The organism is Vreelandella sp. H-I2 (assembly GCF_052959335.1).
Window position 1 is genome coordinate 1 of record NZ_JBRAMC010000005.1, and the last position, 16,260, is coordinate 16,260.

Genomic DNA, 16,260 nt, shown 5'->3' on the forward strand with positions numbered 1-16,260 from the left:
TCCATGCCTGTTGGAGCAACACCTCAATGCGCGATGACTAAAAAACCGCGCTCACTAGTGATCGCTTCAGAAAGGAGCCTCTTAAACGACAAAACCCCACAAAAAGTGGGGTTCGTCAGCAGTCTGAGCCCTGCTATTTGCAGGGCTTTTTATTGTAGAGTAGTTAATTATTATAGAGTAGTTAAACCATCCATTCTGCTTTACAGCAGGCAGCTGTAGATCGAAAGTTATTCTCTTTGAATTACTTTCTTTGAATTACTTTCTTTAACTAATCTGGCAAGCAGAGGGGCCTAGATTTGGGAACTCCTCACCAACCCCCTTGGCCCTCTAGCAAGCTGCGCGTGTTGTTATTTAACGGCAGGCGGAAATCGGCGCTACCGAGTACCATGGCATCGCCCGCCCGCACTACCCGGGCACTTACATAGACATAGTCTTGCCCTTGCGCATAGGTGCCCATAAGAATGGAGCGGGCATTATGCTGGGCGCTTAAGCGCTGGACTTGCCGCGAAAGAATCAGCTCGCCCACGCTCTCTTCGATAAACATGCTGTCGCGCATTTTAACTTCGCGTACCTGCATGCCTTGGCGCGATAGCGCCGATGCCATTATTTCAGAGCTGATACGGCCAAGCGTCGACGATTGACTAAGGTTGTCGATGCTAACGAAAGTAGCGGCAATCATAGGGCTATAGCGCGTTAGCTCTGGGTTGCTGGTGATCATCTGTTCGGCAGCGGCATGAACCAATTCAGAAAGGTCGGGTTCTGGTTTGGCGGGTGTGTGGTTAGCATTACCCAAGGTATTGCAGCCCGCTAGCATCAGTAGCGTAATGCTAACGACCGTTGCACGGGTTGAGTGTTTTACGAAGCGAGAGCGCCATACAGTCAAAAAAGTCTTCAGCATGTCATTACCACGTGTCAGTAATGGAAACGGAGGGCGTGGCAGGGGCCTGGGGCACGCGATGAGGCGCGTATTGGCGACGATCGCCCGCATTAATGTAATAAATATTGGAGGAAGAGTAGAGAATTCGTTCGCCATCGATAATCTGGGTCGTCACAATGATCTCTTCGTTGCCGGTATGGGTCCAGCTACCGCTGGTGGTGTCGGCGAGTGCGGCGGCAGGGATTAACCCCAATGCGGGTTCGGCCCACTGGTTATAAGGAATAGTCGCCACAGCGATGCCGGCGGTGAGCGCGGTAAATGCCCCGATAGGCGGGCGTATAAAGCCACGATCCCGATGCTCGACGACTTCTACATCAATCGTGATATTGGCGCTGTTAGCGGTGGGAACCGTGGTGAGGTTGGCGCCACGTGATACTAACTCACTGGTGAGTAGCGTGCGGAATCCACGCCCAAATTCGCCACCGCTGTAGGCATGTAGTTCACCACTGTCTGCTTCGCTGATATGTAAATCGCGATTGCGTACGCGCTCGCGTTGCAAAATGCGGGTAGCTTCGTAGCGGGCCAGTACGTCCCAATGGTGAGCTGCCTGCATGCGCTGTTGTTCAGTATAAGGATAGGTGGTGGCGACCGGCGCTTGTGATGTATTGGCATAAAAGCATCCGCTGAGCATCAAGCTTGCCAGCCCCAAGCTAACAGGACGTATAAAATAGGATAATTGAAATAATGTGGGACGGATGCGCACCTGCTAGTTCCTTTTTCGCTACAAAACGGCTTTTGATAGACTGTTCGTCGTGCTTGTCTGCCACGGTTAGTTTGCCATGCCTAATTCGAAGTGCCTAACCTGACATACCTAACTCGAAGTTCTTGTATTCGAAGTTCTTGTATTCGAAGTGCTTGTATTCGATATAAATAGCTAAATCGGCCATAAGGTTCAAAACTTGAATGAGCAATAACACCCATGCTTGAAGATTACCGTAGAGGACCGCGTCATGACTCGCTAATGTCGGCTTACCATGAAGGCGATAGCAATAGCGGTTGGATGATTAGTTATCTCGATATCATGACGTTGCTGGTGGCCCTCTTCGTGGTCATTATCGCCGCTACCGGGGCGACAAGCCCTGAATGGGTGGAGGATGATTCCGCGAGTGATTATACCCACTCACCGTCGCCCACACTGGAAATTCCGATGCCCGAGGTGTTAGCTCAGGCAATGCCTGAGCGAGCCGGTATTGCCGACTGGAGTGGTGCAGGGCTAAGTCCCATGGCAATTAGTACGGCCTTGGGTGTGGCTGGATTGCCCACACTGTCTCAAGTACGTCGGCGAGTCAGCGTTGGGGTTCCGCCACTTTTAGCCGCGCCATCTCCGCAGCCTCCCACAGAGCCGGTTATCGCCCTGCCAACCCTGCTAATGCCTACAGGTATCGAGAATTTAACGTCACCCTTGGCTGACTATATGGTGGTGTTAACGGATCGCCCCCCGGTCAACGTACAGGCGGTGAGCGATGAAGCAATACTAGGTGCGGTTGCACTGGACCAGGCGCTCTCTCAGCGCGTTGAAGAGTCTCCTTATCTGCCTGACCTGGAGGGTGTTGAAGTATCGCGAGTAGCGGAAGGGATTAGTCTCCGCGTACAGGATCAGCTGCTGTTTCCTTCTGCGACAGCTGAGCTAACCAACGATGGCTCGTCGCTGGTGAGTAGTTTGCTGGCGACTATTCAACGTTACGATGGCGAAGTCTGGGTTGAAGGCCATTCCGATAGTCAGACCATTAGCACTGACGAATTCTCTTCTAACTGGGCACTCTCAAGTGCACGTGCCATTGCCATTGTTGAAGCGTTAGAAGCTGCCGGTGTTTCTGCTGAACGGCTACGCGCCGTCGGCTTGGCGGCCACAAGACCGCTCGAAAGCAACGCTACCGCTGAAGGGCGTGCGCGTAACCGGCGGGTTGAGGTAGTCATTCATGTGGAGTAGTTGTCGTGGGCTTAAAACAAAAGCTTAAAAAATACTAAAAAAAGCCCGCCGGGGGAGGCGGGCATTAAAGGGCTTGGCTTACTGCGGCCCACTGGCATCAGGTGAGGGGTATACAGGGCTGCCAGTGGGTACAGTTTGAGTATAGCTATTTACGCGAATTTTCCAAGTGTTGTGACATTTTTTTACTAGTCTGTTTAGTCAATTTGATAAGTTCTTTGCGTCTTAATTTGCAAACAAGCGGTGAGTAAGGTGCACCGTTCCGCTTCATGCGCTTTTTTGGTGCGCTAACACTGCATAAACCCACCTATCATGACCATGTAACCTTTTGCTGAATCAATACTTCTTTGTCTTGGCGCATAACTTGCTACATTGGTTAGGTAACCTAGAGATGCCATCTTAACGATGCGTTAAGACTGATAAGAGGTAGTGTCATGCCTGAATCCACTCGTCTTTCGGTGCCAGTTCCTCCGGCAGAGCCCGCTTTGCAGCCACGGCTGGTATTGACTGATTTAGATGGCTCGCTGCTGGATCATCACAGCTATGACTTCGCTCCCGCGGCACCATGGCTTGCCCGCTTAAAGCAGATGGGGGTGCCGGTAATCCCGGTGACCAGTAAGACTCGTGCCGAGCTGCTTCCGCTGCGTGAAGCACTGGGCCTCACGGCGACGCCGTTTATTGCTGAAAATGGTGCGGTCATTGGCTTACCCGCGGGGTGGTGCCATGCGCGCTTAGACCGGCCTGGTAGCGGTCGTGACGGGGTCGTTATTAAACACCCAGGTGTCGATGTGGGCTTTATTCGCGCTCGTTTGAAGGTATGGCGTGAGCGCCTGAATATTCGTTTTACCCGCATGGGTGAACTGAGCGTGCACGAAGTGATGGAACTGACCGGGCTTGATGAGGCGCGCGCTCGGGAGGCGCGTCAGCGGGAGGGGAGTGAGCCACTACTGTGGGAAGATAGTGCCGCGGCGTTGGAAACGTTTCGTGCCGCGCTAGAGGGGGATAGTTTGCAACTCACTCAAGGGGGGCGTTTCTGGCATGTCATGGGGCGCTCAGCCGATAAGGGCACCGCCGTGGAATGGTTGATTAAACGCTTTACGTCGTTAAGAGGCCAGCCCCCGCTTTCATTGGGGTTGGGAGACGGGCCGAACGATATCACTATGCTTGAAGCGGTCGATCAAGCGGTGGTGATTCGTGGTTGTCATGACTTGGTCGTCGAGCCCCGTAATACGTCGCTATATCGCACGGAAGCAACAGGACCGACCGGCTGGGCCGAGGGAGTAACCCACTGGTGGGGGCGAGATGACCGCCGTTTAACGACGGCGGAGAAGCATGTTGCCGTTTCTTTATGATTTTAGGTTCATGACTTAGGTCCATGAAAACAGGGAGGTAAGCACATGAGTGACTTTCATCAGAACGGTATTATTACTGACTTTCACAATCTTACCCAGCGCTCGGTTGATGCGCTTGAGCAAGAGTTATGTCAATTTTCCCATCGACGCCCGATGGGATTGATTCTTCCCTCGCTTTTTTCGGAACTGGAAGGACCGGCGTTGTCGGGGATAGTTGATGAGCTGGTTAAAGTCCCTTATCTCAATGAAATTGTGATTGGTTTGGATCGAGCTGACCGTGAGCAGTTCTTATATGCCCGGGAGTTTTTCTCTCGGCTACCGCAGCATACGCGTATTTTATGGAATGATGGCCCTCGGCTGAGTGCCTTGGATGCCGAGTTAGAGGAGCATGGGTTAGGCGCCTTGGAGCCGGGTAAAGGACGCAATGTGTGGTATTGCGCAGGCTATATGCTGTCGTCAGGGCGTTCGACGGTCGTAGGGCTTCATGATTGCGATATATTGACCTACGAACGCGGGCTGCTGGCGCGCCTGATGTACCCTGTGGCCCACCCTAATTTTAACTATAGTTTTAGCAAAGGGTATTACCCACGCATTGCGAAGGGCAAGCTCAATGGCCGTGTCTCACGGCTGCTCGTGACGCCCCTGCTGCGGGCGCTTAAAACCGTGTGCGGACCATTGCCCTACCTCGACTATCTGGATGGTTTCCGTTATCCGCTATCAGGCGAGTTTGCGATGCGCCGTGAAGTGCTGGAAGAGATTCGCATGCCTGCTGATTGGGGGCTGGAAATTGGCGTATTGTCAGAGTTACAGCGCAATTACTCACTGCGGCAGCTTTGCCAAGTGGATATCGCTGATGCCTACGACCATAAACACCAGCCGATTAGCGAAGAAGATCCCAATGGCGGTTTAAACCGCATGAGCCTTGATATCTCCAAAGCGCTCTATCGCAAATTAGCGACCCAGGGCGTTACCTTTAGCAGCGAAGACTTCCGCACGCTCAAAGCGACTTATTACCGCTTTGCACTGGATTTGATTGAGGCTTATGACCATGATGCGACAATGAACGGCCTAAGCCTTGATCGTCATAGTGAAGAGCAGGCCGTGGAGCTATTTGCCAGTAATTTGCTCGAAGCAGGCAACCTGTTTTTGGATAACCCCAGAGAGCGGCCCTTTATTCCCAGTTGGAACCGCGTGCAGGCTGCCGTGCCGGATCTACTTGCGCGTATGCACGAAGCGGTAGAACTCGATAACCAAGGTAAGGTGTAAAGGCTCAGCTTCTCCGTTATCGTTTTACCATTAAAAAGGCCAGCTACCCTGAGGTGGCTGGCCTTATGTTTAAGCGTTGTGGTTAATTTTTAGTTTTTAACCCTCTGTTTTAAACACTAGCTTCTAGCTAGCGTTAAAAATCGCTGTGCTGAGGTGAAACACGCTTGGCAGGGGCGGAGGCTGGCAAGCTAGCCTGTGCATTCCCAGTACTCTGATTAATACGGAAGTGAGCAACCAGTTGACGTAGCTGGGCACTAAGTTGTGCCAGCGACTGGGTGGCATGGTTGCTCTCTTGCACCAGGCTGGCGTTTTGCTGGGTCATTTGATCCATTTGTGTCACGGCTTGGTTAACCTGCTCAATACCACTGCTTTGCTCGATAGTGGCGGCAGAAATTTCCTGCACCAATGTGCTGAGCTGCTTGATATCATCGACCATGCCATTGATCACATCGCCAGTGGCGCGCACTTGGCGGCTACCTTCCACCACTTTACTATCCGACGCTTCGATCAGGCTTTTTATTTCCTGGGCGGCAGCGGCCGAACGGCTGGCGAGTTGGCGAACCTCATTGGCGACGACGGCGAAACCGCGGCCTTGCTCTCCTGCGCGTGCAGCTTCCACCGACGCGTTAAGTGCCAAAATATTGGTTTGGAAGGCAATGCCGTCAATGGTGTTGACGATACTGCTCATTTGGGTGGCGCTCTCGTTAATGGTCCCCATGGTGGTAATCACGTTGGTCATGGAGTCACTGCCGCGCTGGGCACTGTCAGCGGCTCTTGTGGCAAGCGTGCGCGCATGGTCTGCATGTTCGGCATTTTGCTTAACCGTGGCAGTGAGCTGTTCCATGCTGGAAGCCGTTTCAGCTAATGAGGCAGCCTGTTCCTCGGTACGTGTGGAAAGCTCTTCATTAACGCCGACAATTTGCTCGACACCGCTGTTGACCTGATCTGCCCCGTGGTGAATATCGCCAATCGTCTCGGCAAGCGTTTCACGCATGCGGTTAATGTTAAATAGTAAACTTTGCTGGTCTTTAGCTGAAAGCTGCGTTACCTGGGTCAGGTCACCGTCAGCGATATGGCGCACCACGCTGGCAGCGTAGCGTGGATCACCGCCTAAACGCCGGGAAACATCGCGGATAACCAAGCCCATTAACAGCGTTACCGGTAAGCCGATGATCAGCAAGATGCCAATCGATTGAATCAAATCGGTAATAAACGCTTCATTGATGTCATCGACATACACGCCCGTGGCTAACGACCAGCCCCACTCGGGAAGATGGGCGACATAACTGGTTTTCGGTAGCTGTTCATCACCACCGGCGCGGGTCGAGTAGTAATTAACGTGTCCACCGCCTGCTTGGGCAACGCGCAGCAACTCCGGATAGAGCGCCATGCCGCTAGCGTCTAAATAGTCGGTCATGTCCGTGCCGGACTCACGGCTGGGGTGGGAAATAACTAATAAGTCATCATTGAAGGAGAAAATATATTCGCCAGCGCCGAAGCTGACGCTAGACATGTTGTTGATCGCGCGTTGCTGCGCCTCTTCGAGGCTGAGCTCACCGACGGCAACCCTTTCCTGAAGTGCTTCAATTTGGTTTTGGACGCTTTCGACCACGTACTGAATGCTGTCGCGGCGTTCGCTTACAATCGTTTGGCGGTTCTCCAGAGCCAGCCAGCCCACCAGGAGCAGCATCGCGATCCAGATGATGCCCAGTGTTCCCCAAAGTTTTTGTGTTGTTGTTAGGCGCGTCATGTTTTTCCTGTTTTTTTGTAATTGAGTCCTTATTCTTTATCGGCCTAACGCGTCGATACCTTAACGGTATTTTTTGGTTTATCCCTATTGTTGAGGTCAACAGTGACTAAGAGGCGATGAAACCAACCATCGCCCCTGTATCTAGCTAAGAGCAATATCTAGCTAAGAGCAACTACACTAGCTAAGGGCGACCAGCCAGCGCACGGCATAAGGGGGCAGGGCGCCTTCGGCGACCCAAGGTTTATTTGAGTCAAGCGCTTGCCAGGCGTGCTTACTGAGCGATTGGGTAACCGCTTCGCCCACGTTTTCTAAGGGAAGCGGCAGGTCGGAGACGTTATACAGTGCTAATAAGCGGCGCCCATCCTGCAGTGGGCCGCGTTCCACCGCCAGCAGTTCGGGTGCTGAGTCCAATACTCGCTGCGCGGCATTGGGATGAAAGCAGGGTTCCTGGCGGCGCTGATCGAGCAGCTGGTTTAAAGCGTGGAAAACATCGTGGGTGGGGGTCGAGGGGCTATCTAATAGTAGGTCGAGCTCGCTGCGCTGCCAGCGCCGGCGATTGATCGAACGCAGACGTCCACTGCGCTCAACGCCTTCTACGTCATTGAGCGTGCCCGTTAACGTATGGATATAAAGCGCGGGAATCCCCTGTAAGCTCAGCATAATCGCTTGGCTACATAGGAAGCGGGCAATTTGCCAAGGGTCCTGGCCTCGGCGGGTGCCGCGCATGGCTTCAAACCACGTGATATTGATCTCGTAAGGCGTATCGCTACCATCCGGATTGCTGCGCATGCTGACAAAACCGCCGAAACGGTGCATCAGTTCTAACAGCGCGTCCCGCTCGTGATCAGGCAGTAGGCCTTCCAGTGGACGCACGCCAATGCCGTCGTGGCTGGCGGTAAAGTTCAGATAAGTGCAGTGGTCAGGCAACACGGGCAGGCTGGCAAGCCAGGTTTGCAGGGTGCGGGCTTCTCCCCGCGTCAGGGTGTGGAGCAACAAGGGAGGTAAGGTGAACTGATAAATCATATGAGCTTCATCGGGCGGGCCTTTGGGGAGCCGTTCCAGCCCGAAATAGCTAATATTTTCCTGATGAGGAACGTTGGTTTCAGTCACCAGTAAGGTGCCGGGGGCAACATAATCCACAATGGCCCGCAGCAGGCGTATGACAGTATGCGTCTCCGGCAGGTGAATGCAGGGGGTGCCTAGTCGCTTCCATAGAAAGGCCACTGCATCCAAGCGGATAATTCGCATGCCCTGCTCAAGGTAGAACAGCAAAATGCCTACGAACTCCAGTAATACATCCGGATGTTCAAAATTTAAATCTAACTGGTCTTCGGAGAACGTTGCCCACAGGTAGCGGGTGCCGCGCCGGGTAGAAACAGGCACCAGTAGCGGATTGCTGCGTGGGCGAACCACTTGAGAGACATCGGTATCGGGATCGACTTCGATAAAGTAATCGCGGCCGGGCAGGCTACCGCTCAGATAATCTACGAACCACAGAGATTCCCGCGAAACGTGGTTGAGTACCAGGTCCGCCATTAAGTCGTAATGGCTGGCGAGCTCGCGAATATGCGACCAGTCACCCAGCTCACTATTAACCTCGCGATAGTGGATGACTGAAAAACCGTCGTCGCTACTCCAGGGGAAGAACGGAAGCACATGGACGCCGCTGATGCGTTCGCCCAATCGCACTTGAAGAAAATCGCTCAGCACCGCCAGCGGCGGTACACCCTCTTCTATAATAGAATCACCATAGCTAATCACCCATTGATCCTTTTCGCTCCAAGAGGGTGCGTTTTTAGACGGTGCATCGTCGGGGGCGGGTGAAAAGGGGGCAAGCGAAAGAAAGTGCTCAATATGCTGGTTTAAACGGCGCTGAACTTCGCCAGCACGGGGCCCATACAGGTGACTGAGGTAACCGTGAACGGTCTGTTCAAAGGAAGACATTGAAAGCTCCTGATAAACAATCTGCCACAAACACTGCAGCTTGTGTGCCAAATTGTTACAATACGAGGTTGATGTCACGTTTAAACGTTATTAATAGCACACACATTAACAGGTTATAACACGCTAACTCGTGCCGTAAGCCGACACGAGCTGACAATAGGTTGACCGCCATGCATTGCCCTTTTTGTGGTGCAAACGATACTCGAGTGACTGATTCTCGGTTGGTAGCCGATGGTGACCAAGTACGCCGTCGCCGCCAATGTGCGAGCTGCCAGGAGCGCTTTACCACCTACGAAACCGCTGAACTCGTCATGCCCCGCGTGGTGAAGTCCGACGGTTCACGGGAAACCTTTAATGAAGCCAAGTTGCGGGCAGGCATGCTGCGTGCGCTGGAAAAGCGACCGGTTAGTGCAGAAGCCATTGAGGCGGCGGTGGAGCGCATTCGTCAAACCTTGCGCGCGCGGGGCGATCGCGAGATCAACGCGCGTGATATCGGCGAGTCGGTGATGCAAGCCCTTAAAACCCTTGATCATGTCGCCTATATTCGGTTTGCCTCGGTGTATCGTAAGTTTCAGGACTTGGATGAGTTCCGCGCTGAAATTGACAGGCTTTCCCAAGAGCCCTCAAACAAGAGCGCGCCGTCAAAATGAGTGCTGTGTTTAACGAAGCCGATCACCGCTATATGGCGCGGGCGCTAAAGCTGGCACAAAAAGGGCTTTATACCACCGACCCCAACCCACGGGTGGGCTGCGTGATTGTTCGCGATGATCACGTGGTCGGTGAAGGCTTTCATCTGCGTGCCGGTGGGCCCCATGCGGAAATCCACGCGTTAAATGCCGCTGGTGAACACGCCAAAGGCGCGACTGCCTACGTCACCCTTGAGCCTTGCTCGCATACTGGACGTACAGGCCCCTGCGCTGTTGCTCTTCTAGAGGCCAGGGTGGCTCGGGTAGTGATCGCTATGCAGGATCCCAACCCCCAGGTTAGTGGACGTGGCATCCGCTTGCTTGAAGAAGCCGGCATTGAGGTGGCGGTAGGGTTGCTCGAAAGCGAAGCGCGTGCCCTAAATCCTGGTTTTATTGCCCGTATGACCCGGCAGCGTCCCTTTGTGCGTTTGAAAATGGCGATGAGTTTAGATGGCCGCACCGCTATGGGATCTGGGGAGTCTCAGTGGATTACCGGCCCTGAGGCGCGCGCTCAAGTTCAGCGGCTGAGGGCGCGTTCCAGCGCGATATTAAGCGGCGTAGAATCCATTATCATGGACGATTCGCGGCTTACCTTGCGCGCAGATCAGCTACAGCTTGCCAACGCTGCTGAGGCAGTACAGCGCCAACCCCTGCGGGTGATTTTAGATACCCGGTTGCGTCTGCCCCTGGCGGCAGCTTGTTTGAGCGAACCGGGGCGAACACTGGTGATTACTACACCTGCCCACGCGGCTGAAAAGCGTGCTCGCCTTACACAGGCCGGCGCTGAAATCCATGTGTTGCCAGCCGGCAGTGATGGCCGTATCGACCTTGCTTTGATGCTGCAGTGGTTAGCCGAACATGAGCAAGTTAATGAACTGCTGGTGGAAACCGGTGCGACGCTGGCGGGCGCACTACTCGATGCGGCATTGATTGATGAGCTACAGCTATTTGTAGCGCCCACGCTGTTAGGCGGTGAAGCTCGGCCGTTATTTGCGTTGCCGGGGCTTTCGCGCATGGCCGATCAGCGGCGATTAACGATTCATGATATACGGGCGGTGGGGCGTGATTGGCGCATTATCGCTTCCCCCCAAACGACTAGCGCAACCGGCACATCTGGTGAATTTAGCGAGAGCAAGGTAACCTGACGCGCAAATCGCAGCTAACGTGACAGTCTTTCGCGACAGTCTTTCACGACTATCTTTCGCGACGAACCGTTCGTGACTACATAAATTGGAGATTCCATGGCGCACTCCTCCTCTAGAGGCTTAGCCCCTATCGCCGAGCTGGTGGACGATATCCGCCAGGGCAAAATGGTGATTCTCATGGACGACGAGGATCGCGAAAACGAAGGTGATATCATCATGGCCGCTGAAAAAGTGCAGGCCGAGCATATCAACTTTATGGCCCGTTTTGCCCGTGGTCTGATCTGTATGCCGATGACACGTGCCCGCTGTGAGCAACTTAACTTGCCGCTAATGGTGCGTGATAACGGTTCCGGCTTTGGCACCAAGTTCACTCTCTCCATTGAGGCAACCGAAGGCGTCACTACCGGGATTTCCGCTGCAGATCGCGCGTGCACGGTACAAGCGGCAGTAGCGCCCCATGCCAAGCCTTCTGATATCGTTCAGCCGGGGCATATTTTCCCGCTGATGGCAGAGCCAGGCGGCGTACTGCGTCGGGCGGGGCATACCGAGGCAGCGTGTGACCTGGCAGCACTGGCAGGGTGCGACCCAAGCGGTGTGATCTGCGAGATTATGAACGATGACGGCAGTATGGCGCGCCGCCCTGAGCTTGAGGCGTTTGCCCACGAGCACGGGATTAAAATCGGCACTATTGCTGACTTGATTCACTACCGCATTGTCAACGAGCAGACCATCGATCATCTGGAGGCGTCATCGGTCATGACCTCCCATGGCGAGCTGACACTGCACGTTTTTCGTGATCGCATCCAAGGCGCTCACCATTTGGCACTAGTTAATGGTCAGCCTACGCCGGAGGAGTCCACCACGGTTCGCGTACATCTTGCCGATACGCTGCGCGATGTGATGGGCTTGATGAAAGGCGAACAGTGCCGCTGGGATGCCCACCGCGCGCTGGAAGAAATCGCTGGCGCCAAGGCTGGGGTGTTTGTGTTGATCGATGACGGACGCCCGCATCAGGATTTAAAAGATCAACTGGATATCTTTTTGGAGCGTACTCGTCAGCCGCGTACCAGCGATTCTGATGGTGCTGGCAACTATTTAACCATCGGTACTGGTTCGCAGATTTTGCGCTATTTAGGCGTGGGTAAAATGCGATTACTGAGTTCACCGTGGAAGTTCTCCGCGCTGTCCGGCTTTGATCTCGAAGTCGTTGAGCGTTTGGGCCCTAATGACACGGCGTATGAGCCAACCTTTCAGCAGGACTAACCCAAAAGGACTAATCCAGAAGGGCTAATCCAGTAGAGTTAATCCAGCAGAATTAATTAGCAGGAATAAATTGATGCACTCCCTCACTCAAGTTGAAGGTACTTTTGTTGATGTTGATGGCCGTTATGTCATCGTCGTCGGCCGTTTTAACCATCACGTAGTGGATAGCCTAGTAGAAGGTGCTGTCGACAGCTTGACGCGTCACGGCGTCGATGCCGAGCATATTCATATCGTTCATGTGCCGGGTGCTTGGGAACTACCGCTAGCGGTTAAACGCGTACTGAAGGTCATGAAGCCTGATGCAGTGATTGCGCTGGGCGCGGTGATTCGTGGCGGAACGCCGCATTTTGAATACGTGGCGGGTGGCTGCAATACGGCGATTAATCATTTGCAGCTTGAGTTTGATACCCCGGTAGCCAATGGCGTGCTCACCGTAGAAAACATCGAACAAGCGATTGAGCGCGCGGGCACTAAAGCGGGGAATAAAGGGACTGAAGCCGCCATGGCCGCCATGGAAATGGTCTCGCTGCTACGTGCGCTACCGCTAGGAGAGACTCAATGAGCGAGCGTAAACCCTCTGCCGCTCAGCAGGGCCGTCATGCGGCACGTGAGCTAACGGTGCAGGGGCTTTATCAGTGGCACATGACGGGCAAATCCATTACGACGATTGAAGCCGAGTTTCGTAGTCAGGTGGCGGATGACGACCTGGAAGATCACGAAAACTGGGTGAAGGTAATGGAAATCGCCGATAAGGCGCTGTTTCATGAGCTACTGCACAACACGGTGCGCTTTAAAACCGAGCTGGATCGTGAAATTTCACCCCTGCTAGACCGCCGCCTGGAAGATCTGGACGCAGTAGAGCTGGCGATTCTGCGGTTAGGCGCTTACGAGCTTTCTCGCCGTATGGAAGTACCCTATCGTGTAGTGATTAACGAAGGCGTTGAGCTGGCTAAGTCATTTGGCGCCACCGACGGCCATAAATACGTGAACGGCATTCTAGACAAGCTGGCGATTCGCCTGCGTAGTGCCGAGGTCAGCGCTCGCCGTCTCTGAACGCGAGCGATTTGACGATGCGTCTAAGGGGCCTTTGTGCTTGCCGAATTTGATTTGATTCGACGCTACTTCATGTCGTCGCAGGAGGCGTCGACTGCGTCAAATGGCGTCACACTAGGATGTGGAGACGATGCCACGCTACTGGCACCTTCTGCGGGTCAGCAGCTGGCCGTGAGTGTTGATACCTCAGTGGTGGATGTGCACTTTCCCCGCGAAGCACCAGCCTTCGCGGTGGGTCACCGTGCGCTGGCCGTTGCGCTTAGCGATTTGGCCGCCATGGGGGCGACTTCTCGCTGGTGCCTGATGGCGTTAACGTTTGATCAACACCAATTTGCCGACGATGAGGCAACCCACGTTTGGCTGGAGGCTTATGCGCGTGGTTTTCATGCGCTTAGCCAGCAACACGCCACGGCCCTGGTGGGCGGAGACGTTACATCCGGTGCGCTGTCGATAGGCGTTACCGTGATGGGTGAAGTGCCGGTAGGTGAAGCGCTCACTCGTAGCGGTGCTCAGGCAGGTGATCTAATTGCGGTCACTGGCGCGTTGGGGGGTGGGGCAGGAGGGCTGGCGCTCTGGCAGCAGGGTGAGCGTGATCTGAAGCACCCATTGTTGCGCCGCTATCTATTACCGGAACCACGCTTGGCAGCAGGCTTGGCGTTGCGTGGTTTAGCCACTGCCGCGCTGGATATTTCTGACGGCGTACTGGCCGACCTGGCGCATCTGCGCGAGGCCTCACGGGTCGGCGCCGACATTACGCTGGATGCGTTGCCGTTAGCGGAAGGCTTAGAAAGCCTGCTAGGCACGGAAGCAGCCCTGAAGGCAGCGCTTTCCGGTGGTGATGATTATGAGCTGCTAGTGACCTTAAACGCTGCCGATATAGCGAAGGCGCAACAGCGCTTGGCGTCATTAGGCTTGACGCTAACGGTGATTGGCCACTGTTGCGAGACGTTAGGCATTAGCGCCTCTGGCCAGCGTGATCTGAGTCGTTATGTCAGTGGCTATGCCGGCTGGCAGCATTTTAGTGGGGAAACGCCATGAATCGCGCACCGAAAAGTGTCTGGCGTCGCCCAACACATTTTTTTGCTTTTGGTTTAGGTAGCGGTACGGTGCCTTGGGCCCCCGGCACCTTTGGCACGCTGGCAGCGATTCCGTTCTACTGGATGATGGCGGATTTGCCACTGGGGTGGTACCTAAGCATTTGCTTTGTTGCTTTTGTTGTGGGCGTTTGGCTGTGTGATAAAACATCACAAGATTTAGGCGTGCACGATCACTCAGGCATCGTGTGGGACGAATTTGTCGGTTATTGGCTGACCATGGCAGCGGTGCCTTTTTCTTGGGAGGCTGCGTTATGGGGATTTGTGGTATTTCGCATCTTCGATGTCTTTAAGCCCTGGCCAATACGCTGGGCAGACCGCCGAGTAGCAGGTGGTTTTGGCATTATGATTGATGATGTGATGGCTGGCGCCTACGCATGGAGTACTATGCACCTGTGGTTCTGGTTGCACTAAAAAGTATGAGTGGTGTGCAACAAGGAGCAAGTGAGTTCAGTAGCGGTATATAGCTTTTTCTGGTGCTTTAGCTTCAAGGCGTTAGCTTCAAGGAGGTAGCATGCGCAAGGAACGTCTGATTGTCCCTACACTGGCAATCATCGCCGTGGTATGGATGGCAGCGCAACTGCTCTCAAGCGTTCTTTTTGAACGCGGCCTGCGCCAAGCGCTGGAAGATTTGGAAGCGCGGGGTGAATGGCGTGTTAACCGAACTGAGAGTCGGCAGGGCTGGCTAAGTTCCCAAGGTAGGCTGATTCTTTCACCGTTACTGGGTCGCCCATGGCGCCTTGAACTGACCTATCGGGCACGCCACGGTATTTTAAGCACAGATGTCGAAGGCACCGTGTTACCCCGTTTGGATACCGTGTTGCAGCAAGCGGTGGGTGAAGTAACTGCCCCTTCCGTACCACGCTGGCAAGGACGCTATCACACCCTTAGCGGTCACAGTGAACTACGTCTTTCCCTTGCCCCCTTCGTTATTCAACAAAATGGCCGTGAATTAGCCGTTCGCGGTGGCCGACTGCGCCTGGAAGGCGTTTTTGGTGATTGGCGTCTGCGTGCGTTGTTAGATCAATTGACACTCACGGATGGTATGGCGCAGCTTGCACTAGGGCCGACAGAGCTCGAAAGTCGCTATACGTATACTGAGGGCGCTTACCATTTTGCCCAACGCGATCACCTGCATATTGAAACGCTGACATTGAGCTATCCTTCCTACGATATTCAGCTTTCGCCACTCGATTTGAATAGCCATATGGAACTGGACGAAAGCGAGCTGCGTATCAACGTTGATTTAGATGTGGGCGATGTGATGGTGCCCTCTGAAGCACCAGACACGCCGCTGCTCAATGGGCGGATAGAGATGGAGCTCTCGCGTATCAACGCTGATGCCGTTCGCCACGTTATTCGTCGGTTACGCCAGGAAGCCGCCTGGGGAGATGAAAGTCTACCCATGGCCGAAGGGTTAATAGCCCGTCTTGAATCAGATTTACGAAAAATGCTCAGTGACTCGCCGCGTTTAGATGTGACGACCGTTGCCATCGATAGTCCGTTGTTGGGCATTCAACTCGATGCGGACGGGGCGTTATTTTTTGACGCTCGCCGGTTGGATGAACTTAGCGTGGTTAATCTTGGCAACGAAAAAGAGCAGGCAAAATGGCTTGATCGGGTTGATGGCGACTTTACTTGGCACGATGCACCTACCGTTGCCGCGTTATGGTTAGGACTGCCGCTCGGCACCCGCGAGCTACAATTTGATGTGGTGCGTGGAGTATGGCGGGTGAATGGGCGCCCCATGCCCCAGCTTTGGCCACAATAATTGTAAAAGGAGTGCTTGCCCGCGGCCGTAGAGAGCGGTTTAAAATGACTGTTCTACTCGTGCAGGGTTGAA

At 54.1% G+C, this 16,260-nt stretch carries 15 protein-coding genes; 11 read left to right on the top strand and 4 right to left on the bottom strand.

Annotation, left to right across the window (positions count from 1 at the left end; translation table 11 throughout):
• Nucleotides 1–307 precede the first annotated feature (307 nt).
• Nucleotides 308–898 (bottom strand): FlgO family outer membrane protein, encoded by a 591-nt coding sequence (locus ACUVOF_RS13225; RefSeq protein ID WP_447044815.1) that lies wholly within the window; start codon nt 896–898, stop codon nt 308–310.
• 4 nt (nt 899–902) lie between these two features.
• Nucleotides 903–1,568: a hypothetical protein gene (locus ACUVOF_RS13230; RefSeq protein ID WP_447044816.1), complete on the bottom strand. Its 666-nt coding sequence runs from the start codon at nt 1,566–1,568 to the stop codon at nt 903–905.
• Nucleotides 1,569–1,856: 288 nt separating this feature from the next.
• Between ACUVOF_RS13230 and ACUVOF_RS13235 the strand changes: the two genes are divergently transcribed.
• The 3 genes from ACUVOF_RS13235 to ACUVOF_RS13245 all read left to right on the top strand — a co-directional run bounded on the left by ACUVOF_RS13235 (nt 1,857) and on the right by ACUVOF_RS13245 (nt 5,482).
• Complete coding sequence (locus ACUVOF_RS13235; protein WP_447044817.1) at nt 1,857–2,867, top strand: OmpA family protein; 1,011 nt, start codon at nt 1,857–1,859, stop codon at nt 2,865–2,867.
• 431 nt (nt 2,868–3,298) lie between these two features.
• Nucleotides 3,299–4,216 (top strand): HAD-IIB family hydrolase, encoded by a 918-nt coding sequence (locus ACUVOF_RS13240; RefSeq protein WP_447044818.1) that lies wholly within the window; start codon nt 3,299–3,301, stop codon nt 4,214–4,216.
• Between the two features lie 45 nt (nt 4,217–4,261).
• Complete coding sequence (locus tag ACUVOF_RS13245) at nt 4,262–5,482, top strand: glycosyl transferase (RefSeq protein ID WP_447044819.1); 1,221 nt, start codon at nt 4,262–4,264, stop codon at nt 5,480–5,482.
• Nucleotides 5,483–5,615: 133 nt separating this feature from the next.
• On the opposite strand, the gene ACUVOF_RS13250 is transcribed toward ACUVOF_RS13245, so the two are convergent.
• A complete protein-coding gene (locus tag ACUVOF_RS13250) occupies nt 5,616–7,232 on the bottom strand; it encodes a methyl-accepting chemotaxis protein (protein ID WP_447044820.1) in 1,617 nt (538 codons plus the stop codon).
• Between the two features lie 177 nt (nt 7,233–7,409).
• Nucleotides 7,410–9,176, bottom strand: coding sequence for a sugar phosphorylase (locus ACUVOF_RS13255; RefSeq protein ID WP_447044821.1), 1,767 nt, complete (start codon nt 9,174–9,176; stop codon nt 7,410–7,412).
• Between the two features lie 170 nt (nt 9,177–9,346).
• Here ACUVOF_RS13255 and nrdR point away from each other — a divergent pair, with 170 nt between their 5' ends.
• From nrdR to ACUVOF_RS13295, 8 genes are all read left to right on the top strand, one after another.
• Nucleotides 9,347–9,826 carry a transcriptional regulator NrdR gene (gene nrdR / locus ACUVOF_RS13260; RefSeq protein ID WP_447044822.1) on the top strand — a complete coding sequence of 160 codons (480 nt, stop codon included), beginning with the start codon at nt 9,347–9,349 and terminating at the stop codon, nt 9,824–9,826.
• Nucleotides 9,823–11,007 (top strand): bifunctional diaminohydroxyphosphoribosylaminopyrimidine deaminase/5-amino-6-(5-phosphoribosylamino)uracil reductase RibD, encoded by a 1,185-nt coding sequence (gene ribD, locus ACUVOF_RS13265; RefSeq protein WP_447044823.1) that lies wholly within the window; start codon nt 9,823–9,825, stop codon nt 11,005–11,007. The genes nrdR and ribD overlap by 4 nt, the downstream gene beginning before the upstream one ends.
• A 96-nt stretch (nt 11,008–11,103) precedes the next feature.
• The gene (gene ribBA, locus ACUVOF_RS13270; RefSeq protein ID WP_447044824.1) at nt 11,104–12,270 is read left to right on the top strand and encodes a bifunctional 3,4-dihydroxy-2-butanone-4-phosphate synthase/GTP cyclohydrolase II; all 1,167 of its coding nucleotides are present in this window, start codon (nt 11,104–11,106) and stop codon (nt 12,268–12,270) included.
• A gap of 73 nt (nt 12,271–12,343) precedes the next feature.
• Complete coding sequence (gene ribH, locus ACUVOF_RS13275; RefSeq protein ID WP_447044825.1) at nt 12,344–12,832, top strand: 6,7-dimethyl-8-ribityllumazine synthase; 489 nt, start codon at nt 12,344–12,346, stop codon at nt 12,830–12,832.
• Nucleotides 12,829–13,323 (top strand): transcription antitermination factor NusB, encoded by a 495-nt coding sequence (gene nusB, locus ACUVOF_RS13280; protein WP_447044826.1) that lies wholly within the window; start codon nt 12,829–12,831, stop codon nt 13,321–13,323. The genes ribH and nusB overlap by 4 nt, the downstream gene beginning before the upstream one ends.
• A 36-nt stretch (nt 13,324–13,359) precedes the next feature.
• Nucleotides 13,360–14,361 (top strand): thiamine-phosphate kinase, encoded by a 1,002-nt coding sequence (thiL, locus tag ACUVOF_RS13285; RefSeq protein ID WP_447044827.1) that lies wholly within the window; start codon nt 13,360–13,362, stop codon nt 14,359–14,361.
• The gene (locus tag ACUVOF_RS13290) at nt 14,358–14,831 is read left to right on the top strand and encodes a phosphatidylglycerophosphatase A family protein (RefSeq protein WP_447044828.1); all 474 of its coding nucleotides are present in this window, start codon (nt 14,358–14,360) and stop codon (nt 14,829–14,831) included. Before thiL ends, ACUVOF_RS13290 begins: the two co-directional genes overlap by 4 nt.
• 100 nt (nt 14,832–14,931) lie before the next feature.
• Nucleotides 14,932–16,188, top strand: a complete 1,257-nt coding sequence (locus tag ACUVOF_RS13295) for a DUF945 family protein (RefSeq protein ID WP_447044829.1) — start codon at nt 14,932–14,934, stop codon at nt 16,186–16,188.
• Nucleotides 16,189–16,260: the final 72 nt, after the last annotated feature.